Annotated in this window: 19 protein-coding genes and 4 tRNA genes; 7 read left to right on the forward strand and 16 right to left on the reverse strand. The window is 37.8% G+C overall.

Annotated features, from left to right (window positions below; all coding sequences use genetic code 11):
- The first annotated feature begins 10 nt into the window (after positions 1 to 10).
- A complete protein-coding gene (locus ABFY81_RS07810; protein WP_191017053.1) occupies positions 11 to 844 on the forward strand; it encodes an SDR family oxidoreductase in 834 nt (277 codons plus the stop codon).
- A 144-nt stretch (positions 845 to 988) separates the two neighbouring features.
- Here the strand turns inward: ABFY81_RS07810 and ABFY81_RS07815 are convergent, their stop codons facing one another.
- The gene (locus ABFY81_RS07815; protein ID WP_004700655.1) at positions 989 to 2,824 is read right to left on the reverse strand and encodes a monovalent cation:proton antiporter-2 (CPA2) family protein; all 1,836 of its coding nucleotides are present in this window, start codon (positions 2,822 to 2,824) and stop codon (positions 989 to 991) included.
- Positions 2,825 to 2,938: 114 nt separating this feature from the next.
- A complete protein-coding gene (gene gltS / locus ABFY81_RS07820; RefSeq protein ID WP_077165294.1) occupies positions 2,939 to 4,174 on the reverse strand; it encodes a sodium/glutamate symporter in 1,236 nt (411 codons plus the stop codon).
- 360 nt (positions 4,175 to 4,534) lie between these two features.
- Between gltS and ABFY81_RS07825 the strand changes: the two genes are divergently transcribed.
- Both ABFY81_RS07825 and ABFY81_RS07830 read left to right on the forward strand, forming a co-directional pair.
- Positions 4,535 to 5,686, forward strand: coding sequence for an alpha/beta fold hydrolase (locus ABFY81_RS07825; protein ID WP_347913489.1), 1,152 nt, complete (start codon positions 4,535 to 4,537; stop codon positions 5,684 to 5,686).
- A 716-nt stretch (positions 5,687 to 6,402) separates the two neighbouring features.
- Positions 6,403 to 6,729, forward strand: coding sequence for a hypothetical protein (locus tag ABFY81_RS07830; RefSeq protein ID WP_004700649.1), 327 nt, complete (start codon positions 6,403 to 6,405; stop codon positions 6,727 to 6,729).
- Here the strand turns inward: ABFY81_RS07830 and ABFY81_RS07835 are convergent.
- The 5 genes from ABFY81_RS07835 to ABFY81_RS07855 all read right to left on the reverse strand — a co-directional run bounded on the left by ABFY81_RS07835 (position 6,726) and on the right by ABFY81_RS07855 (position 10,558).
- Positions 6,726 to 7,196: an AnBLUF65 family BLUF photoreceptors gene (locus ABFY81_RS07835; protein WP_004700647.1), complete on the reverse strand. Its 471-nt coding sequence runs from the start codon at positions 7,194 to 7,196 to the stop codon at positions 6,726 to 6,728. The two genes, ABFY81_RS07830 and ABFY81_RS07835, sit on opposite strands and share 4 nt — an antisense overlap.
- 390 nt (positions 7,197 to 7,586) lie before the next feature.
- Positions 7,587 to 8,231: a glycosyltransferase gene (locus ABFY81_RS07840; protein WP_347913490.1), complete on the reverse strand. Its 645-nt coding sequence runs from the start codon at positions 8,229 to 8,231 to the stop codon at positions 7,587 to 7,589.
- Positions 8,228 to 8,827, reverse strand: coding sequence for a class I SAM-dependent methyltransferase (locus ABFY81_RS07845; RefSeq protein WP_086497440.1), 600 nt, complete (start codon positions 8,825 to 8,827; stop codon positions 8,228 to 8,230). The genes ABFY81_RS07840 and ABFY81_RS07845 overlap by 4 nt, the downstream gene beginning before the upstream one ends.
- Positions 8,802 to 9,596 carry a PIG-L deacetylase family protein gene (locus ABFY81_RS07850; RefSeq protein WP_347913491.1) on the reverse strand — a complete coding sequence of 265 codons (795 nt, stop codon included), beginning with the start codon at positions 9,594 to 9,596 and terminating at the stop codon, positions 8,802 to 8,804. Before ABFY81_RS07850 ends, ABFY81_RS07845 begins: the two co-directional genes overlap by 26 nt.
- Complete coding sequence (locus ABFY81_RS07855) at positions 9,584 to 10,558, reverse strand: acyl-CoA dehydrogenase (protein WP_198072389.1); 975 nt, start codon at positions 10,556 to 10,558, stop codon at positions 9,584 to 9,586. The genes ABFY81_RS07850 and ABFY81_RS07855 overlap by 13 nt, the downstream gene beginning before the upstream one ends.
- Before the next feature lie 300 nt (positions 10,559 to 10,858).
- On the opposite strand from ABFY81_RS07855, the gene ABFY81_RS07860 reads away from it, so the two are divergent.
- Complete coding sequence (locus tag ABFY81_RS07860; RefSeq protein WP_049066400.1) at positions 10,859 to 11,092, forward strand: DUF2171 domain-containing protein; 234 nt, start codon at positions 10,859 to 10,861, stop codon at positions 11,090 to 11,092.
- Positions 11,093 to 11,238: 146 nt separating this feature from the next.
- Here the strand turns inward: ABFY81_RS07860 and ABFY81_RS07865 are convergent, their stop codons facing one another.
- The 3 genes from ABFY81_RS07865 to ABFY81_RS07875 all read right to left on the reverse strand — a co-directional run bounded on the left by ABFY81_RS07865 (position 11,239) and on the right by ABFY81_RS07875 (position 15,798).
- Positions 11,239 to 12,636 (reverse strand): amino acid permease, encoded by a 1,398-nt coding sequence (locus tag ABFY81_RS07865; protein ID WP_347913492.1) that lies wholly within the window; start codon positions 12,634 to 12,636, stop codon positions 11,239 to 11,241.
- 102 nt (positions 12,637 to 12,738) lie between these two features.
- On the reverse strand, positions 12,739 to 14,307 hold the full coding sequence (locus ABFY81_RS07870; protein ID WP_109090267.1) for a CoA-acylating methylmalonate-semialdehyde dehydrogenase: 1,569 nt from the start codon (positions 14,305 to 14,307) through the stop codon (positions 12,739 to 12,741).
- Between the two features lie 108 nt (positions 14,308 to 14,415).
- On the reverse strand, positions 14,416 to 15,798 hold the full coding sequence (locus tag ABFY81_RS07875; protein WP_081401262.1) for an aspartate aminotransferase family protein: 1,383 nt from the start codon (positions 15,796 to 15,798) through the stop codon (positions 14,416 to 14,418).
- Between the two features lie 97 nt (positions 15,799 to 15,895).
- Here ABFY81_RS07875 and ABFY81_RS07880 point away from each other — a divergent pair, with 97 nt between their 5' ends.
- Complete coding sequence (locus tag ABFY81_RS07880; RefSeq protein ID WP_288100886.1) at positions 15,896 to 16,813, forward strand: LysR family transcriptional regulator; 918 nt, start codon at positions 15,896 to 15,898, stop codon at positions 16,811 to 16,813.
- A 72-nt stretch (positions 16,814 to 16,885) separates the two neighbouring features.
- Positions 16,886 to 17,236 (forward strand): hypothetical protein, encoded by a 351-nt coding sequence (locus tag ABFY81_RS07885; protein WP_068933398.1) that lies wholly within the window; start codon positions 16,886 to 16,888, stop codon positions 17,234 to 17,236.
- 151 nt (positions 17,237 to 17,387) lie between these two features.
- Here the strand turns inward: ABFY81_RS07885 and ABFY81_RS07890 are convergent, their stop codons facing one another.
- Both ABFY81_RS07890 and ABFY81_RS07895 read right to left on the reverse strand, forming a co-directional pair.
- Entirely contained in the window at positions 17,388 to 17,954 is a 567-nt protein-coding gene (locus ABFY81_RS07890; protein WP_212511121.1) for a TetR/AcrR family transcriptional regulator, read from the reverse strand.
- Between the two features lie 779 nt (positions 17,955 to 18,733).
- The gene (locus ABFY81_RS07895; protein ID WP_347913493.1) at positions 18,734 to 19,117 is read right to left on the reverse strand and encodes a hypothetical protein; all 384 of its coding nucleotides are present in this window, start codon (positions 19,115 to 19,117) and stop codon (positions 18,734 to 18,736) included.
- A gap of 276 nt (positions 19,118 to 19,393) precedes the next feature.
- Here ABFY81_RS07895 and ABFY81_RS07900 point away from each other — a divergent pair, with 276 nt between their 5' ends.
- The gene (locus ABFY81_RS07900) at positions 19,394 to 19,936 is read left to right on the forward strand and encodes an RNA 2'-phosphotransferase (protein ID WP_347913494.1); all 543 of its coding nucleotides are present in this window, start codon (positions 19,394 to 19,396) and stop codon (positions 19,934 to 19,936) included.
- Positions 19,937 to 20,017: 81 nt separating this feature from the next.
- Here the strand turns inward: ABFY81_RS07900 and ABFY81_RS07905 are convergent.
- From ABFY81_RS07905 to ABFY81_RS07920, 4 genes are all read right to left on the reverse strand, one after another.
- Positions 20,018 to 20,091, reverse strand: a tRNA-Trp gene (locus ABFY81_RS07905).
- Between the two features lie 67 nt (positions 20,092 to 20,158).
- Positions 20,159 to 20,243, reverse strand: a tRNA-Leu gene (locus ABFY81_RS07910).
- A gap of 27 nt (positions 20,244 to 20,270) precedes the next feature.
- A tRNA-Trp gene (locus ABFY81_RS07915) sits at positions 20,271 to 20,344 on the reverse strand.
- A 53-nt stretch (positions 20,345 to 20,397) separates the two neighbouring features.
- Positions 20,398 to 20,482: transfer RNA gene (locus ABFY81_RS07920), tRNA-Leu, on the reverse strand.
- Between the last annotated feature and the right edge of the window lie 35 nt (positions 20,483 to 20,517).

Consider the following 20,517-nt stretch of genomic DNA (forward strand, 5'->3'; position numbering starts at 1 on the left):
AGAGATTTCAATGAGTTTATCAAACCGTGAAGTTGGATGTGTGGTGATTACTGGAGGCACTAAGGGTATTGGTTTAGCACTCGCCCACGCGTTTTTAGAGCTTGGATGTTCGGTTGTGATCGCTGGCCGCAACTTAGAGTCTCTTAACCATGCACTTAGTTATTTAAAAACTCATTTCAATAAAGAAAAGTTCACTGGCCTATGCTGTGATGTCACACAAATATCAGATTTACAAAACCTATGGGATGTTGCCATACAGCATTTTGCTCAAGTAAATGTATGGATTAATAATGCAGGAAGCTGCCACCCTACCAAGGACTTTGTTGACCTTCAATCCGATGAATTAAACGCAGCCATTTCTACCAATATTTTAGGCACAATGCTTGGTTCTCAAGTCGCTTTAAAAGGCATGCTCAAACAAGGTCATGGTCAAATCTTCAATATGGAAGGTTGGGGAAGCAACGGCGAATGGAGTGCTGGCATGACTGCCTACGCTACAACTAAAAGAGCGGTAAGTTATTTTAGTAAAGCACTTTATAAAGAGACTAAGTCGACCTCTATTTTAACTGGTACTCTCAGCCCAGGCATGGTGGCAACCGACTTGTTAGTTTCGTCTTGGACAAATGGTAACGTACAAAACTGGAAAAAGATGAAACGCTTATTTTTCTTTGTGATTGACCCACCTGAGGTGGTTTGTGCGTATTTAGCAAAACAAATTCTTCAAAACAAAAAAACCAACCGACGCATCGCATGGATGACGCCTTGGAAGCTTTTCCTTAGATTTTTACAGCCGTATTACTGGCGCAGAAACCCGGTTAAAGGCACGGCGTTAGAACATCTCTAGATGGGTTTAATATGATTAACCAACTCACTTGATTAAATGATGGTTTGATTGGTAAACCCAGAGAATTTAGCAGTTAGCTACTCTTTCCTCTAGAAAAGCCTCAGTAAAAGTACTTCTAAGAAGACTTATTACTGAGGCTTATAATTAATCAATACTTTCATTCTCTGAGACATTATCTTTATTTAAAATCTGTCCTTCTCGTTTTGGTCGAATCAATGGTGCAGTTGGTCTAGGGTGATGAGTATGGGTGTATTGCATACCCACTCCCGCATTTACATCATCTGCTGCAATTTCAGTTTCAAAACGCTCATTATCCAAATCTCGAATTTCTTCGGTAATTCTTTCTACTTCGTCTTCATCTACACCAAGCTCTTGCAAAATAACGCCACCAAACTTAATTGCTGACTCGAACGTTTCACGGATCATAAAGTCCACTTTTTGTTTGACTAAATGCAATGAATGCTCACGGTCATATGAGCGTACTAATAATTTCGCCAAAGGAAATTCGTGGGTCACGAGTTCTACGATTCTATTGGTTGTGTCCTTACTATCTACACAAACCACTATCGCTTGTGCAGTTGCAGCGCCAGAAGCATGTAAAATATCGAGGCGGCAACCATCGCCATAATAAATTTTAAAACCAAACTTTTCGGCGTTTCGAATCATGTCAGTATTATTATCAATAATGGTGACATCTACGCCTCTTGCCAACAGTAATTGACTAGTTACCTGCCCAAAGCGCCCGAAACCAATCATTAAAACACTACCGCTTAGCCCATCCGCAATATTAATGTTTTCCAATGAAACCGTTTCTTTAGCTTGAGTAAACCGTTTAAAAATAATACCCACTATTGGAGTTAATACCATTGAAAGTACAACAATAGCAGTAAGGTTAGATTTAACGGTACTATCAATAACTTGAGCACTTAATGCAGCAGAGAAAAGTACAAAAGCAAACTCGCCACCTTGTGCCATAAGTAAAGCGCGATCTAAGGCTTCAGTATGAGGGCTTTTCGTTAATCGAGCGACTATATAAATCATGAGTGCTTTGGCAAACATTAGGGCAATTACACCACTCACAATGAGCTGCCAGTTTTGAGCAACTACGGATAAGTCCAGTGACATACCAACCCCAAGGAAAAACAGACCCAGTAAAATTCCTCGGAATGGTTCAATATCGGCTTCAATTTGATGTCTAAACGTTGATTCAGATAGAAGTACACCCGCTAAGAAAGCGCCCATTGCCATTGTCAAACCACTGACTTGCATGAGCAATGCGGCACCCAACACAACCAATAATGCAGCGGCTGTCATGACTTCTCGGGCTTTTGCAGCAGCCAAGAGTCTAAATAATGGATTAAGTAACCAATAGCCTGCCGCAATAAGTCCCGCAATTGCTAATAAACCAATTCCAATGTTTTCTAAACGTGCCGATGTACTTTCGACCACATGATTTGGTGCCATAAAAGCAACAATAGCCAGCAATGGCACAATCAATAAGTCTTCAAATAATAATATGGCTACAATTTTTTGACCGCGGGGTTGCGTCAAGTCACCTCGATCGCCCAATAACTGCATGACTATGGCAGTCGACGTTAATACAAACCCTGCTGCACCAATAAATGCCACTTGCCACGTAAAACCAAATAATAGTCCTACCCCAGTCAAAGCCAGTGCACAAATGATGATCTGTAGCGTACCAAGACCAAAAATTTCGCGCCTTAAGCTCCACAAATGTGATGGCTGCATTTCCAAACCAATCACAAACAGGTACATCACAATTCCTAACTCGGCAATATGCAGAATTGCAGTGGAATCTTGAAAAAAAGCAAAACCAAATGGACCAATAATTAAGCCCGCAATTAAATAACCTAATACCGAACCCAAACCAATACGTTTGAAAATAGGGACTGCGATTACAGCCGCTGCCAATAAAACCACTGGGGCAACCAGACTCATTGAATGTGCTTCTTCGCTCATACATTTCTCATTTTATTTATTTGCAATTCATTCTATGTGAAAAAGAGGTTTAGGGGCGATGCTTAGTGATGAGAAAACGTACCCATAAAAAAAAGCCCTTACGGGCTTTTCTAATTAAGCAATAAATTTCAACATAAGCTGAATCACTGTTGCATTAATTAAGTCGACAAAGAAAGCACCACATAGTGGAACAATCAAAAATGCCTTATGCGAAGGACCATACATGTTAGTAATAGCTTGCATGTTTGCAACAGCAGTTGGCGTTGCACCCATACCAAAACCACAATGGCCTGCTGCTAAAACTGCCGCATCATAGTTTTTACCCATTACTCGGAAAGTCACGAAAGCTGCATATAAAGCCATGGTCAGTGTTTGTGCACCTAAAATAACCACAAGCGGACCAGCTAAGTCGGCAAGTTGCCAAAGCTTTAATGAAAGCAATGCCATTGCTAAATAAAGAGATAAAGAAGCATTACCAAAAACATCAATCGCACGGTCGAAAATATCAATTTTCAACACGCTTTCTAAAATGTTTCTTAAAATTACGCCGCCACCAAGTGCCCAAACGAAGGTTGGCAACTCAAACCATGTTCCCTTACTAAAGCCTGTCATAAATTCAGCAAACGCTAAACAGGCTGCAAACATACCCAATGTAGTAATTGCATTATCGGCTGTAATTAAACGAACTTGATGCGGATTTTCAAACGGCGCGAGATCATCCGAATTTTGTTCAACATGCGTATCACGATTTTGAATTTCCGCATTGGTTTTTGCTTGAGCTAAGCCATAACGATTAATCAGCAATTTAGCTAGTGGACCACCAATCACGCCACCAATGATCAAACCAAAAGTAGCGCTCGCCATACCTAGCGCTAATGCACCTTGTATACCATGCTGAGTTTCTAAAATTTCACCCCATGCACCTGCTGTACCGTGACCACCCGTTAAAGTAATTGAACCTGCAATCAAACCAATAAGTGGGTCTAAACCCAACAAGGTGGCGAGGCTCATACCAACAGCATCTTGTACAACAATAAATGAAGCGACACATATTAAGAAGATAACTAAAGCAGTACCGCCCTCTTTAAGCTTCATGAAATTGGCACTTAAACCAATTGAAGCAAAGAACACGAGCATAAAGCTGGTTTGCAACTCACTACTAAAAACAACGCTATATCCCCACAATGTGTGGACAAGTAAAGACACTACAGCAGCAACCAAACCACCAGCTACAGGTTCGGGGATATTGTAACGTTTTAAAAAATCAATCCGATTGACAAGAAAGCGGCCCAACAGTAGAACGATGACCGCCGAAATTAGTGTATAAAAACCATTAAAAACAAATTCCATATATACTACTTTCTAATTACATTTCTAATCGATTGTAAAATAATTATATTTTATTTTTTCATATGTAAAAAAAACACAAATAAACTTTACAAAATTACCCTAGCAATGTGTTTTTCACTATTCTTAAAAATAGCTTAAAATTTTTAATAATTTAGAAAAATTTATCTGAAAATTATTATTAATTTATTAATATCAAAAACTTATATTAAAAAATTCATATTTTTATAGTATTTGTGACTTGATATCTTAAGCAAAAAATACTGTCTTTTAAGTCACTGAACTCCCCTATTTTTATCGTTAATATGCCTCAAAACCAGCTCGTTATTGCTCTGGGCAACATCTTTACAGGTTTTATATTCAATGAGTTTATTGCTTAAAGTTCGTCAGAATGTGCCGCAGGTGCAATCGCTTAAAACATCTCTTAAAAAACATGCTGGTCAGAAACTACCGCACATGCTAGCCAATGCATCAGATCTGTTTTTTAGAGGCCAGCAAATTGCCTTGTCAGGAAAAACACCTTTTGATGTGATTTATAAGCATGAAATTATGAGCTTACGTCACTATAGAAATGAGGCTGAAGTTCCTACGCATAAACACCGCGTCCCCTTAGTGATTGTTCCGCCATTGGCAGTCAACATGCTCATTTACGATTTATTCCCTACACGCAGCCTTATTCGTTACTTTTTGGCTCAAGGTTTTGATGTTTATTTAATAGACTGGGGTGTACCAACACTACATCAGGCAAAATATAATTTTGGTACTTATGTAAAAGTTTTTATGCCTGAACTTTTAAAGCAAGTTCGTGCACATAGTGGACAACAGCAGCTTTCATTACATGGCTGGAGTTTGGGCGGGGCACTTTCACTCTGCTATACCGCGTTATTTAAAGATAAAGATATTAAAAATCTGATTATTCTTGCTTCACCGATCGACACTCACAAAGCAGGCTATATGGGCAAACTCTATGGAAGCCTAACCAAACCTGCCGAATGGATTCGCAAACACACACCTTTTCGTATTCGCCAACATGTACCAAGTAAAGTGTTCCATATACATGGCTGGCAAAACACTCTAGGTTTTAAATTAACTGACCCGATTGGCAACTTAAAAACCTATTGGCAACTTTTTAAAAATTTAGATAACCGAGAATTTATAGTAGACCACGCTACCTCGAGTTCATTTATAGATAACATGCTGGCTTATCCAGGCGGCGTTATGCGAGACATTATTCTTCGTTTCTGGATAGATAATGAACTTTCAACGGGCGTAGTTAAATTTGGTGAACTCACTGCCAATCTTAAAGATATTGAATGCTCTGTGTTAGCTGTGGGTGGTAGTACCGATATTATTGTGACCAGTGATGCTGTGAAGCCACTTATGGATTTAATTAGCAGCCAAGATAAAACGTTTAAAGTTGTCTCAGGTGGTCATATGGGTATAGTTTCCGGCAGCCAAGCACCTACTTCTGTTTGGCCAGAAATAAATAGCTGGTTAGCTACACGTTCAAATTAATTTATCCGTACATCAACACCGGTGTAGTCAATCAAATCTACACTGGTGAATATCAAATTTTGCAAAATTAATCTTTTTAATCACATTTATATTTCAATATATTTTATTCCAAAATTTTAAACCACCTTTATATTTTAAATATATAAATCTAAAAAAAGATAATATTACTTAGTGTCATAAAGTTATCACAAACACAAAAATCATAAAATTTATTTATAAAAATTTTATTTTAAAAATAAAATATTTTATCAAACGTTAAAAAATAATTAATCAAAAAACCACACAGCAAGTTAATGCTTTTCTTTTAGAATGATTACCTTCTTAAAGGGGATGTTACTTTTTGTTATTTTTGTAAAGCTTACATCAATAAAATTTTGCAATAAATATTTGAAAAAAAAGTATTTAAAAAAATTAAGCTTTGTAAAATTTGATCATTATTTAAACAAATGTAGGCAATGTCTCACAAACATGTAAGCTAAAGCTTACAACACAAGCGATTGTTTTTCCTATAATTAATTTCAGTACATATAAGCACTCTTTACTATTAAATAGAAAGCTGAATATTAATAAAGAGATCTGGAGAAAATGATAAAGTCATCTTTATTAATATAAAAACTCTCAATAATAGAAAAAGAATCTCAAAAATTAATATGTACTATCTTTCCTCTGGAAACAGAGGAAAGATACCTTTTAATTCTTCAGATAGGATATAGAAAATGTTTATCGCAAAAAATATATTTGTATATTTACTATCAATGTTGGCTTTATGCTTAATGATTATTCTTTTTAACTATCTCGGAATGAATGAAACCTTAAACCTACTCATTTCTTCGGCTCTGTTTGGAATATTTATTACGTGGTATTACAAAGGTAGCGGTCTATGTATTGCTCTATTTAGTTTTTTCTATTGGGCAATGTTTGTGATTAGTCAAAGTTTAGAAGTGATATGGATGCTCGCGACTTCGGTTATTGTTTATCTCGTAATGACGAAACTAGTACCTAAGCTCAAGAACATTCATATCGGTATCGCATCTAATAGTTAAAATGGGTTTACTCCCCGATTGACCATTCCAACTTTCTTATCTGTATTAACCTTAGTTTGCTCTGCAACTAACAATTCATTTAAAAAGTTTTTGAGATTTTGTTGGTCTAGCGAAATTGGGTTAAAGGTATTTTCTCCCATCTTAAGAAAGAAAGCCTCAATATTTGTATTACGTTGTACATATTTCATTGACCAACGTTGAAAAGCGTTTTGGTCGATGGAATATGTGCATAACCATTTAACATTGTAGTGTCTTTCATCTTTTTGGATCTTTTCAAATAATTGCTCTACCACCTCTTGTTCGCCTTCTAAACATTGAAAAAATGCATTATCGGCATAATAAAGTACCCCACAAATCTCGTTTAAATCATTGAAATCACGAGCTTCAGTCAGGATATCACGCAAATCTTGTAGCAAATCTTCATTTTTTTCGTTTCGTTGGCTGGCATAACACAGTCGAACGTTCATAAGACTTCCGTGAAATATAAAATTTCATTACTAATTGAATTTTCAAATTAACACACCTTTCTTAGAATTACTTTATATTTTTTTCTTATAAAAATCATAATCTTAGGTATTTTTATAAAAAGCCCAAATTTCGCTCAAACTCCCAAGACTAAAAAATGTATTAAATCCCTAGTACTAGATTTTTTGTTTTTCGTGCTAAATATAGAGTACGGTTGTTGAGTTGTTTGAACATTACAAGTCGCAGTTTGGTTATTTTTTAATAAAAAAAACCACATCGGGTGATGTGGCAAAAGATGTAACGCAATGAACACTAAAACAATCGGTGTAACAGAGGATATATATTAAGAATAAAAAGCAATTATTAAAATAAACTTAATAAAATTATCATAATTAAAGATTTTCTAAAAAAATTGATAAACCTTGAGGTGCCCTGCCTTCCAAGCGACTGCTGGTCGTTACACGCACTAAATTACTCCAAGTAATATTGCAGCAATGTCTGGTCAGTTTCTCAATCAGTGAAACATCCTCATGACATGGGATCGACTCAAAACCACCCACTTGCATATAAGCAGCAGCACTAAAACTTAAATTTGCACCATGAATATGATGATGATCCATACAATCTTGATAATGTGACAAATACTTTTTTTGTTTTTGAGCCGATAAATGACTCAAATCATCTAAAGTGACAATACCGCAAATTGCATCGGTAGGTTGATGTCGAATTTGACAACTTAACCAGTCTGAACTAACTATAGTGTCGGCATCTGTACAGGCAATCCAGCTTGCTCCATTTTGAATAAGTTGGCGAATACCCAAATCCCGGGCCTTGCCAACGCATTCATAATCACATTCAATCCAATTTACTCCGTAACGCTGTACAATTAAACGCGACATATCTGTACAGCTATCTAGTACAACCATGACCTCGATTTGTTCATGTGGAACTCTTTCGATGGCAACCTGAATCGAGTGTAAACAGGCAGATAAATATTGCTCTTCGTTATGCGCTGGAACTACCACACCTATTTTCATCGTAATTGTTCTCGCTGAGCTATGGATGATGTGCTAACCGTCCAAACATCAACCATAAAATCTGGATCGTTTAGGCTTAAATAGTGATGAAATGGAAAATATTGCTGAAAGCTTTGGTGAACTTGCTGAGCATTCAATTCAAAATCTTGAATATCGTGTCGCCAATGGCAACACAAAATTTCCCCTTCTGGCTTTAGTGCATGCTTTAATTTTTTAATAAACTCATCTAACTCATCACATGTGAGGTAATACGCCACTTCACTAATCACGATCAGGTCAAACTTTTGTTCGTACAACTCTTCAGGGATTTTTCTATTTTCTACAGTTACATGTTCAAATGATTGTAAGCGCTGAGTCGCTAAATGAACGGCGTGTTCAGATACATCAATACATAAAAGATGAGCCGCACGTTTTGCCAAATGAACACTTAAATGCCCATTTGAACAGCCAATTTCTAAAACATTTTGATAGTGTGGTCGTGTTAATAATGCAAGACAGATTTGTCTTTTACGGGCTTCATACCAGTGATAATCATAGCCCCACGGATCATTATTAGTACGATACAACTCCTCAAAATACATACGAGAATGAGTCACTCAGATATACCTCATAAGGCATTAAAAGCCGGCTAATTGCACTTGAAGATAAAACGGCGGAATTGCCTGTGCTTTCATCGGCTTCAATTTGGGTTTTAAATTGCATAAGCGCTTGATGTTTTTTAATTAACTGATTTTCCGTTAGGGCATAAGCTTTTGCTTTGGACCAATCAATCCGTGGGTCTAAAGGCTCTGCCCAATGCCATGCCCAAATCAATACATGTAGACAGAGTAACTGATGAGCTTTTGCAAAGGCCTGTACCGTTTTTCCGACGGCTTCGTGGTCGGGATGACCATCAAATTCATAGCTACAAACTAAAATATCTTCGGGCTGAACGATTCTGCTGAGCGCTTGATTCAACTGACGAGTCTGCAAATGAATCTGACCATCCATAAGATTTAAAGCTATTCGTTCAGAATGATCTGACACACCTAGACTATCCAAAGCAGCTAAAGTTTCTTGTGGTCGTAAATTGTTTAATTGGTCTGGGCTGTATTTTGTTGAGTGCGGATGGCTTTGCGTGCCATTACTGACCGCCACAATAATAATGTGGCAGTTTTCTTTGACTAGCTGTTGCATTAAACCACCACAACCCAGCACTTCGTCATCAGGATGCGGCGCAACAATCACAACTCGTTTAGATTGAAATAACTGTAAATTCAGCCCATCTAAAGGCTGCTTTTTAAATGCCTCTAGCCATCTGAACTTCGGTGTCCCTTCACCTGAAATCACGCGGTCCTCGACCAAGGGATGCTTTACAGTTCCCATAAGCTTTTCTCCGACAAACAGAGTTCTGCAATAGACTCATAGTCAAAAGCTGCATGGCTCTGTCGAATAAAGACGGGCAAATCAGCAATGAGCTGAGAAAATATAGCTTCTTCACAATAAGGCCTTGCGCCTAAAGCTTTACCAACGATTTGAATAACACTCTGGCAGCATTGTTCTGTTTGGGCACGTAATATACGGATTTCACGCTCATGGCTGAGCATAGGCTCATCATCTATAAGCTTGGCAATATATTGAAAATACTGTTTGGTTACAGAAAGCTGTTGAGCTAGCTCTCCTAAATACATTTTTTTAAATGCGTTTGGATTAAGTTTGCAGCTTTCATGTAGAAAGCTAACTAAACGTACCGCCGCACCATACCAACACGCAGCGACACCAGCGGCACCATGCCAAAATCCGGGGCGTTCCAAATAGCGATTTGGCTGACTTATAACCGTAACGGGAGTATTGTCAAAATGTACTTGGGCTGTTTGAGTTCCCCGCATGCCGACTGCTTGCCAGTGGCTGAGGTCAACCTGAACCGAAGGATGAGCCAATTCAACAATACAAAGCTGTGCTTGACCTTGTTTGTCCCTATAGCTCATTAAGGCTTTTTGAATAAACTCAGCACCTGAACACCAAGTTTTGATACCGCTACAGTGATTGTTCTCTACTTGTATGGGTACAGGCCCACCCTCTGCTGCCCATACTGCCCAAGTCTGGTTGTCTATTTCAGCTTGATAACCCAGTTCATTTAAAATACTTAAAGCATCACAATGCGACTCAAATAATTTAGCAAGACTTAAGTCGTACCCTGCAATTTGAGCAAACATTTGCCACCGCTGATAGGTTTGACCTGATGCGGGATAGGGTAAATTTTTAGCCAAATCTACCAATTTGTAGAGTAAATCTTGGCGTAGCTGACTTTTGTTTTCAGCATGAGTATCTTCAAACTCATTCAACATACTCAAGATTTTCATATTTATAGATATTTTAATATTCATTACAAATAATTATTCAAAAGTATTCACTTAAACATATCGAAATAATTCTGTTTATTTAAAGATATAAAATGTAATAAAAAGATATTTTATACAATCTTTATTAAATGAATATTTCTTTTTATTTCATTGTTATTTAACTATATCGCTTAAGTGAAAATATAAAATAATCATGTAAGGTTTATTAAAAAACAAAGATTTCTCCGATTTTATCCAGTAATTTAGTTTCTACGGTTTTTCTATTTCCAAAGAAGAGGTCAAAAAATGAATACTTTAAATATTAATGATATTAAAAAACATGCCGACGTTATTGCTTCTTGTGGCACAAAAGTAGGAACTGTCGATCACCTTGAAGGTGAAAACCAGTTAAAACTTACTCGTGATGAAAACGATCAACACCACCTTATTCCAACATCTTGGATTGGTGAGGTAAAAGATGATCAAGTGATTTTAAATAAAAATTCACAAGAAGTTAAAGAAAACTGGCAAGCGATTTAAGTCTTTGGCAGAGTTATTTTATAACTCTGCCGCCTATTTAAAATATAAATAACAACTAAAATAAAAATATCAGACTTAAAAAATAAAAAGCTCCTTTTTCATTAAGGAGCTTTTTATTTATAGCATTAAAATTTTATTTAATATTTTTATAAATTACTCTGATTTATGGCAACCGAGCTAGTTACTTTACGCTTTCGGGTCACAACCAATCCGCAAACCACCACAGCCAAAGTCACACCTAAAGATAAAGTTGTTTCATAACTATATGCAGGTGATAAGAACATATAAGCGAGCACACTTAAAATAATGATAATCACAAACCAAGTCAGCCATGGAAATAACCACATTTTAAATGGAACTTCCGCTCCAACTGTCTCTAGCTTATATCTTAAACGTAACTGTGAGAACGCAATAACCAAGTACACCAGCAACGCAATTGACCCTGTACTTGAGAGCAATAAGCTAAATACTTTTCCTGGAAATACATAGTTAATAACACAGCACACTAAACCAATAAAAGTTGAGGAAAACACCGCAATTGCTGGTACACCCGCATAATTCACTTTAGTGACTGCCTGCGGTGCTTCATTGCGTGTTCCTAAGCGGAATAACATACGAGAAGACGTATAAATTGCAGCATTCATACAGCTTGCCACGGCGATAAACACAACCGTATCAATAATAAGTTTAGTACCCGGTACGTTTAAGCTCATTAAAACGTATTGGAATGTCCCGTACTTCTGTAAGTCCGGTGAACGCCAATCGACAAGTGAAACGGCAATAAACATTGAGACCACAAAGAAAAGAATAATACGGTACAGCACCAAATTGGTGGCACGTCTAATTTTCTGTTTAGGGTTGGATGACTCTGCCGCGGCAATCGAGACAATTTCCACCCCAAAAAATGAAAACGCCGTAATTAAGATGGCAGATAAAATACCTCCCATACCGTGCGGCATAAAACCAGCATTGTTATATAAATTGGCAACACCGCTAACATTTTTAGCTAAAGGCCAAATGCCAGAAATTGCCAAAATACCAATAATAATGAAGCCAATAATGGCAACGACTTTGACTAAAGAAAACCAGAACTCAAACTCGCCAAAACTTTTGGTACTAAAAAAGTTGGCCAAGCTTAAGAACACAATAAAGCAAAATGCATAAATAGAAACTGAAACGCCCGGAAACCACGAATGTAAAATTTCAGCACCTGCAATGGCTTCTACAGGAATCGCAAGTACCCAAAACCACCAATATAACCAACCTATTGTAAAGCCTGCCCACGGGCCAATTGCTTTACGGGCATAGGTAGAAAATGAACCAGTGTCTGGCTCTAAAACGGCCATTTCACCTAACATGCGCATCACCAGAAATACCATAATGCTGGTAATCAGGTATGCAAGAATGACCGCAGGGCCTGCTTTGGCAATTGCCGAAGATGAACCGACAAATAAACCTGCGCCAATAACACCGCCAATACTAATCATTGTGATATGGCGATTTGAAAGTCCTTCGCCTAATTTTTTTGTTGTATCATTATTCATATTTCATTCCTTAAAAATATATCCATAAAAACAATCTATTACATGTCAAAATCCTACAGTTATGAAAAAAGGGAAAACTGCTGTTTTCCCTGATAGTAAAAATTAATTTAAAGTTGGCATTGAGAACTGTTTTGCTTCACGGACTTGAGCCGATGGCCAACGTTGAGTAATGGTTTTACGGCGTGTGTAGAAACGGACACCATCTGGACCATACGCATGTAAATCACCAAACAACGAACGTTTCCAACCACCAAAGCTATGGTAAGCCACAGGTACTGGTAAAGGTACATTAATACCCACCATACCAACTTGAATGTGACTGCTAAAATAGCGAGCTGCCTCACCGTCACGGGTATAGATACAAGTACCATTGCCATATTCATGGTCATTAATGAGTTGCATGGCTTCTTGCATGCTATTCACACGCATAACTTGCAGTACAGGACCAAAAATTTCTTGTTGGTAGCTGGTCATGTTTGGTGTGACTTGATCAATTAAAGTTGGCCCAACAAAGAAACCTTTTTCGTAACCTGTCGGTTTTGCATCACGACCATCTACCACAATTTTTGCGCCTTGCTGCTCTGCACTTTGAATATAGGCTTGTACTTTGTCTTTATGTGCTTGGGTAATAAGCGGCCCAAAGTCATTGCTTGCATCTGCATAGTTGCCGAACTTCAATTTTTTCATTTCTTGAGTCAGCTTATCAATCACAACATCGGCAACTTCATCGCCAATGGCAACCGCAACCGAAAGTGCCATACAACGTTCGCCCGAAGAACCAAAAGCTGCACCTAACAATGAAGTGACTACGTTATCAATATCAGCATCAGGCATAATGATCGCATGATTTTTTGCACCGCCTAATGCTTGGCAACGTTTACCTGTTGAAGTTGCTGTGCGGTAAATATATTCAGCAATTGGCGTCGAACCCACAAAACTGACTGCCTGAATGCGAGGATGATGCAATAAGGCATCTACCGCTTCTTTATCACCATTCACCACGTTAAACACGCCGTCAGGTAAACCCGCTTGTTTTAATAGTTCTGCAAGGTATAAAACCACAGAAGGCGCTTTTTCAGAAGGTTTTAAAATAAAGCAGTTACCGCAAACCAGTGCCATTGGGAACATCCATAAAGCCACCATGGCTGGGAAGTTAAATGGCGTAATGCCAGCTACAACGCCTAACGGTTGGAACTCGCTCCATGAGTCGATATCTGGACCGACATTTTTTGAAAACTCCCCTTTTAAAAGCTCTGGTGCGCCGCAAGCATATTCAACGTTTTCTATACCGCGTTGCAATTCGCCTTGAGCATCATGAGAAATTTTGCCGTGCTCTTGCCCAATCAAAGCGCAAATCTTTTCGGCATTTTGCTCTAATAATTGTTTGAACTTGAACATGACACGTGCACGTTTAATGACTGGTGTATCACGCCATGCAGGAAATGCTTGCTCGGCCGCCTGAACGGCTTCATTTACCGTTTGAGCATCTGCAATTTCGACTTCTTTACTAATTTCACCCGTCGCAGGATTGTAAACTGGCTGTTTTCTTGCCGTTTTAGATACAATTCTTCCTTGAATGAAATGCCCTAGCACTTTTTTGGCTTGTTCACTATGCGTACTATTTTCAGTTGAAACTTCGTCATAGCTAAAATCTTCTAGGCCATTTGTCATTGTTGTTACTCCTTACTACAATTAATTTTCAGATCAAACTGTATTTTTCATTTGGTTTCTAAAGAGCATCTATTACCGTTATAGATGCTCATGAAATGTCTCTAAGCCTTATTTCACTTGATAAAGCGCATCGCCCACGGCATTCATTAAGCGGTCAATATCAGCCTCAGTGCTGTTAAACATTGGACCGAACTGAAGCGTGTCACCCCCAAAGCGAACATAGAAACCTTCTTTCCAGAGTTTCATACCAAGCTCAAAACCTCGAATGGTGGCATCGCCATCACGCGGAGCTAACTGCAAAGCTCCAATCAAGCCACAGTTACGTATGTCTAAAATGTGCGGTGCGCCTTTTAAACCGTGTAGCATTTTTTCAAAACTTGGAGCCAACGCCGCAGATTGAGCTAACAGGTTTTTCTTTTCTAAAACTTCAAGCGCAGCTAAAGCAGCCGCACAAGCAACCGGATGTGCCGAATAGGTATAGCCGTGAGTAAATTCAATGGCATGCTCTGGTAAGTCTTGCTGCATAAAGGCAGAATAAATTTCATGGCTTGCCACCACACCACCTAAAGGAATGGCACCATTAGTGACTTGTTTCGCAAAGTTCAAAATATCTGGTGTTACACCAAAATATTCCGCCCCCGTCCACGTTCCTAAACGGCCAAAACCTGTAATCACCTCATCAAAAATTAACAAGATGTCATGCTGATCACAGATCTCTCTTAAACGTTGTAAATAACCCGTTGGCGGCACAATACAACCTGCCGAACCAGAAATAGGCTCTACAATGACGGCTGCAATATTTGAAGCATCGTGTAGCTCAATTAATTTAAGCATTTCATTGGCAAGTTCTACCCCACCTGTTTCTGCACAGCCTTTGGTAAAAGTTAAATTCGGCTGCAAAGTATGTGGTAAATGGTCAACATCCATAAGCTGACCAAACATTTTACGGTTGCCGCCAATCCCACCTAGACTTGTTCCCGCAACGTTTACGCCATGGTAGCCACGGGCACGACCAATCAATTTAGTCTTGCTTGGTTTACCTTTAATACGCCAATACGCACGTGCCATTTTAATTGACGTGTCTGCCGACTCTGACCCCGAGTTGGTAAAGAAAACGTGTTGTAATTTTTCAGGCATATGCTGAACAATTTTATCTGCCAACTTAAAAGACAATGGATGACCAAACTGGAACGCAGGTGAGTAATCGAGCTGACCTAATTGGGCGCTCACCGCTTGTTGAATTTCAGGTAAGGTATGGCCTGCACCACACGTCCATAGGCCTGAAAGTGAGTCATAAATTTCACGGCCCGAATCATCAATTAGGTACGATCCTTTGGCACCCACAATCATGCGTGGGTCTTTAGCAAAGTTTCGGTTTGCAGAGAAAGGCATCCAATGTGCCTGATAATTTATGTGCATATTATTATTAGGTTGAACCGCATCCAAAGTATGCTCAGAGTCGCTAAATTTATCCGTATCAAACATAACCATTCCTGTTTATTTTCAAATTATGGTTTGAGTGTACATAGCGAGATAAGTTTGATAAATTCAAATTATCTTGAGTTTAGATTTAAAAAAACAAAACTAAATGAAACCTAAAAAATTAAATCAAGTCACTGATTTTGATATAAAACTTCTCAAAATATTTAAAACAGTTTGCGACTGTCATAGCTTTACATCTGCCGAAAGTATTTTAGGTATTAGCCGCTCTGCAATTAGTTTGCATATGAGTGATTTAGAAAATCGTTTGGGCATTCGACTATGTCAGCGAGGCCGTGCTGGGTTTGCCCTGACCGATGAAGGACGGGAAATTTTAGAATATATTGAAGTACTCACAGCAGCGATTGAAGACTTCCGCTCTAAAGTCAACCAAATGCATAACCGCCTTAAGGGTGAGTTTAATATCGGCATTATTAACAACCTTGTGACTATGCCTAGAGGCTATATCACCAACACCTTGACTCAACTTGCCGAAGAGCATGCCGAAGTTATTATTAATATTAGTATGAGCACTCTTTCAGATATTGAATGCCGCGTACTCGATAACCGTTTACATGCAGGTGTTATTCCCCTTGTGACGCCTTTGTCTGGTTTAGACTATTTCGACTTATATAGTGAAAGTTCATTTTTATACTGCGGCAAAAATCATCCCTTATTTAACCACTGTAGCAACATCAATTTAAATGAATTAAAAAAATGGCAAGCTATTCTTCCTAATTATGCGATTACCTCGGAAGCGGTAAAGTTACATCAGCTTTTAGATTGTAAAGCGACAGCAAGTGACCGTGAAGGGATTGCCTTTTTGATTTTAACTGGCAAATTTTTAGGTTTTTTACCTGACCACTATGCAAAAAAATGGGTTGAAGACGGTGTGATGCAACCTGTTTTAAAAGATAAAATGCACTACAGTACCCCGATATGCTTAATTACTCATAAGGGTAAGAACCACAATAATATTTTAAAAACATTTGTAGATATGCTTGAGAAAAGAATCAGCAGTGATTAAAAATATTTAGGCATGACAATTTTACTTAACAATTTGATAAAATCACATAAATAGTTAGAAAAGTAAGTAAATATGCATTTAAATAAAAATTTATTTTACGTTCATCGCTGTGTAACAGGCTTTTATATTTTAATGTTGATCATAGCAATTTTCCTACTGGCAAATTATGGAGTAAAAAAAGAAAACTTAATTTTTTCTGTTTTTGTTCTTGCCATTTATGCTGGCTTAGGTGCTTTACACTTTAGAGCTTCAAATGAAGTATCTAAAGGGACTGAATCGGGCAAAAATTTATCACAGGGTGTTGGAGTATTACTATTGCTTGGATTCCCGATCGGTACAATTTTGGGTATTATCATTTTAGTTCTAACTACTAAAAAACGTTGGCAGTGGGGAGAACTACCAGAATATGAAAATATTGAATAAAGTTTTATTTACAATATTGTTTTTTAGAAAGCCTTTAGTAATTTTTTGATGACCTAAATTTATAATTTATTAGCTTTAGTTTCATAAGAGACTAAAGCTAAATTAATATCAGCTTAAGCCTCACTTTATGCATATAGTTACATTTATAATCTCAAGAATAAACCAAACCAAGCTTTAGTAAAAAGTAATCCAGTACCTTCTCTGTTTCAGCCACATTGCAGTTATCTAACAATTGAATAATCGTGCCTTCAATCACATATAGAAAGAGTCTGGCCTCATTAAATGTTGCATCGGTTTTTAACTGTCTGAGATGGCTATAAATTTCATTGATAAGCCACATTCTATATCTCGCTGCGGTCTGAAAAGCGTTTGGATAGCTAATTTTTGTTTCAAAAATGGCCTTAAATAATATGTAATATGGCCCTTCTATATCGCTATGTAAAAAGTACAGCTTCTTAAGTTTATCTAGTGTACTTGTAGCGTGGTCATATTCGACCATTTCAATCACTTGTTCTTGAAGACGTTCTTTTTGCACAATTAAACAGATTTCAATGAAGCGCTCTTTAGAGTGAAAATAGTTATAAAAGGTCATTTTTGTGACTTCTGTTTCTCTCACAATTTTGTCGACGCCAACAGTGTGGAATCCACCGTGATGGAAAAGATGAATCCCTTTTTTTACAACATTTAAAGCACGTGGTGGGAATGTTAAATTTGGCATAGTTTTACCGTTATAAAATAAATTTTTGTTGTATATAAATGAGTTAAAAAAATCTGTGCCCTTTCTGGGAGAAAAAAAGGCACAGCAAAACCCATGAAGACTGTGCTTGGCACATCTCGAGTTTTATAGTTGCTAAGTTTTGGTCGTGATGATTTAAAGCTTGACAAACCTAATGGCGATCAAACTTGTTAACAAACTAAGTTGTGTTGTTATAGCTTTTGGCAAAGGCTGCCAAGAAATAATGGATGTGCAAAGCCGACTCCTTTTTATTGGGAGTTCTGCCAGACATTAAAATTATGGTGGCAGAACGAAAAGGGGTTGACGGACTGGTCATAGAGCCAGCACACCCGAAGGTGTCCCCCTCCCGTTCCGCCGCAGAGGGGGCACGAGGGGCTAAGCATTAAAAGTAAAACCTTTAATGCTTCTATGATACGGTCCGTCAAAACCGACTGGCGATGTAGGCCAGCACGCAAAGGATAATAGTCACTCTATTTATCGTCAAGCACAAAAAGTGACAACTGTTTTAAAATAAAACAGACAAAGTATTTGATAAATCAGTGGGTTTTAAGATGAACTACAAAATCTATGGGTAAAATCAGATATCGTTATTTTTATAGGTTTTTTAAAAAATAATTGCGTTCAGCAATAAATAGATTGGGCTAACTTATGTAGTACCTAATGAGAATGGATATGAAAAATCAGCCTCTTACTCGTAGTTGGCTTGAGGCTTGGTAAATTCATTTTAATAGCACCCGTTTTAAAGATGCCAAATAAAATAATTAATGGTTCTTTTTAGAGAATTTATGACCTTTAGGAAGTGGAGCATCACATGGTTGATCCGTCTTTACATCGACCATTTTCACTGGCCCATCATTGTAGACCGTTACTTTACAGCCTTTTACAACATATTCCTGTTCAATACCACCGTACCTTTCATCATCAGAAACGGGAGCTACAGAAGTTACACCATAACAAGCTCCATCAGCACCACATTCAACCTCTACTCCACTAACATCAGCTCCACCCGCTTCTGCCACTTCTGCTCCAGCAGCTTCCATTGCATCAACCTCTTCAACTTGTGTCTTTGCTGCATATGTATTTGAAAAACTCATCATCAGAAAAACTGCAAGAAAGAACTTACTACTGCGATTTATTGAATTCATGTTTTATCCATAGTTATTGATTTAAAATCAGTGCATACGTTAGCTGCTTTAACTTTACCTAAACTTGCTAGTACGCTTGCCAAACGCTTGGTCAGCGGGCTTGATTGTGCTGTTACTAATTTCAAAATTGGGAAAGCGATAAAAGCTTTTCCTATTTTAGGGTCAATCTTAACTGTTGCGATGTTACTCCAACGATATTCATTATAGGTACATTATTTCTAATATTCCCATAAGTTAGTAAAATCACTAAAAACAAACTCTAATACTCTTATATCTATGAACGAAAAAGCAATTAGCCAATATTTAAGTTTTATTTTAAGGCACAAACCAGAAGAAATTGATCTGACATTAGATCGTGAAGGTTGGGCAAATGTTGAAGACTTAATTTCCAAGTCACAACCAGTCAAGAATGTAGCTTTAGATGAAGAAATTATTAAGAATATTGTGAGCAATAGCGATAAAAAGCGCTTCCAAATTTCTGACGATGGAAAATATATTCGTGCGGTACAAGGCCACTCAACTACAAGTGTCGATATCACACTTAAGAAGCTTGTTCCGCCAGTTTCTCTTTATCACGGTACAGCCCAAAGGTTTATAGGCTCTATAAAAGAACAAGGTTTAATCTCAAAAGATCGTCAATATGTCCATCTAACAGAAAATAAAGACACCGCCCTATTCGTGGGAACACGTTATGGCAAACCACATATTTTAGTGATTCATGCTTTGGAAATGCATAAGAATGGATTTGAATTTTTCCAAGCTGAAAATGGAGTCTGGTTAGTTAAACATGTACCAGTAGAGTTTATTGTTTTTCAATAAATAGCATAAAGCTAAAAACCAACTTTATAAAAATCGGCTAAAAATAAAAAAAGCTCCATAACAGGAGCTTTTTTTGAATCTTGGCAGAGGATCAAGGACTCGAACCTTGACGAACGGTTTTGGAGACCGTCATGCTACCATTACACCAATCCTCTATATGTACAATTAAACCCTTTAGATTTAATCATAAAAAAAGCAAGATCGTCGTCTTGCTTTTTTCAATGGTGGGGGCGAAGAGACTCGAACTCTTACACCTTGCGGCGCTGGAACCTAAATCCAGTGCGTCTACCAATTTCGCCACGCCCCCATCTGGGACATTTATTTAAAATAAATGTGGCAGAGGATCAAGGATTCGAACCTTGACGAACGGTTTTGGAGACCGTCATGCTACCATTACACCAATCCTCTTCCAAGATTTAAATGACTTAACATTCAAATCAACTTTAAGTTTTAACTTAAAGTGGTGGGGGCGAAGAGACTCGAACTCTTACACCTTGCGGCGCTGGAACCTAAATCCAGTGCGTCTACCAATTTCGCCACGCCCCCGATGGCTGTGTATATTAGCGATAAGATCTAACAGT

The sequence above is a fragment of the Acinetobacter sp. WA-87 genome, from assembly GCF_039938935.1.
Classification (GTDB): domain Bacteria; phylum Pseudomonadota; class Gammaproteobacteria; order Pseudomonadales; family Moraxellaceae; genus Acinetobacter; species Acinetobacter seifertii.

Coding starts and splice junctions, on each gene's coding strand:
- ABFY81_RS07810 (WP_191017053.1), top strand. CDS start 11: ATGAGTTTATCAAACCGTGAAGTTGGATGTGTGGTGATTACTGGAGGC.
- ABFY81_RS07815 (WP_004700655.1), bottom strand. CDS start 2,824: ATGAGCGAAGAAGCACATTCAATGAGTCTGGTTGCCCCAGTGGTTTTA.
- gltS (WP_077165294.1), bottom strand. CDS start 4,174: ATGGAATTTGTTTTTAATGGTTTTTATACACTAATTTCGGCGGTCATC.
- ABFY81_RS07825 (WP_347913489.1), top strand. CDS start 4,535: ATGAGTTTATTGCTTAAAGTTCGTCAGAATGTGCCGCAGGTGCAATCG.
- ABFY81_RS07830 (WP_004700649.1), top strand. CDS start 6,403: ATGTTTATCGCAAAAAATATATTTGTATATTTACTATCAATGTTGGCT.
- ABFY81_RS07835 (WP_004700647.1), bottom strand. CDS start 7,196: ATGAACGTTCGACTGTGTTATGCCAGCCAACGAAACGAAAAAAATGAA.
- ABFY81_RS07840 (WP_347913490.1), bottom strand. CDS start 8,231: ATGAAAATAGGTGTGGTAGTTCCAGCGCATAACGAAGAGCAATATTTA.
- ABFY81_RS07850 (WP_347913491.1), bottom strand. CDS start 9,596: ATGGGAACTGTAAAGCATCCCTTGGTCGAGGACCGCGTGATTTCAGGT.
- ABFY81_RS07855 (WP_198072389.1), bottom strand. CDS start 10,558: ATGTTGAATGAGTTTGAAGATACTCATGCTGAAAACAAAAGTCAGCTA.
- ABFY81_RS07860 (WP_049066400.1), top strand. CDS start 10,859: ATGAATACTTTAAATATTAATGATATTAAAAAACATGCCGACGTTATT.
- ABFY81_RS07865 (WP_347913492.1), bottom strand. CDS start 12,636: ATGAATAATGATACAACAAAAAAATTAGGCGAAGGACTTTCAAATCGC.
- ABFY81_RS07870 (WP_109090267.1), bottom strand. CDS start 14,307: ATGACAAATGGCCTAGAAGATTTTAGCTATGACGAAGTTTCAACTGAA.
- ABFY81_RS07875 (WP_081401262.1), bottom strand. CDS start 15,798: ATGGTTATGTTTGATACGGATAAATTTAGCGACTCTGAGCATACTTTG.
- ABFY81_RS07880 (WP_288100886.1), top strand. CDS start 15,896: ATGAAACCTAAAAAATTAAATCAAGTCACTGATTTTGATATAAAACTT.
- ABFY81_RS07885 (WP_068933398.1), top strand. CDS start 16,886: ATGCATTTAAATAAAAATTTATTTTACGTTCATCGCTGTGTAACAGGC.
- ABFY81_RS07890 (WP_212511121.1), bottom strand. CDS start 17,954: ATGCCAAATTTAACATTCCCACCACGTGCTTTAAATGTTGTAAAAAAA.
- ABFY81_RS07895 (WP_347913493.1), bottom strand. CDS start 19,117: ATGAATTCAATAAATCGCAGTAGTAAGTTCTTTCTTGCAGTTTTTCTG.
- ABFY81_RS07900 (WP_347913494.1), top strand. CDS start 19,394: ATGAACGAAAAAGCAATTAGCCAATATTTAAGTTTTATTTTAAGGCAC.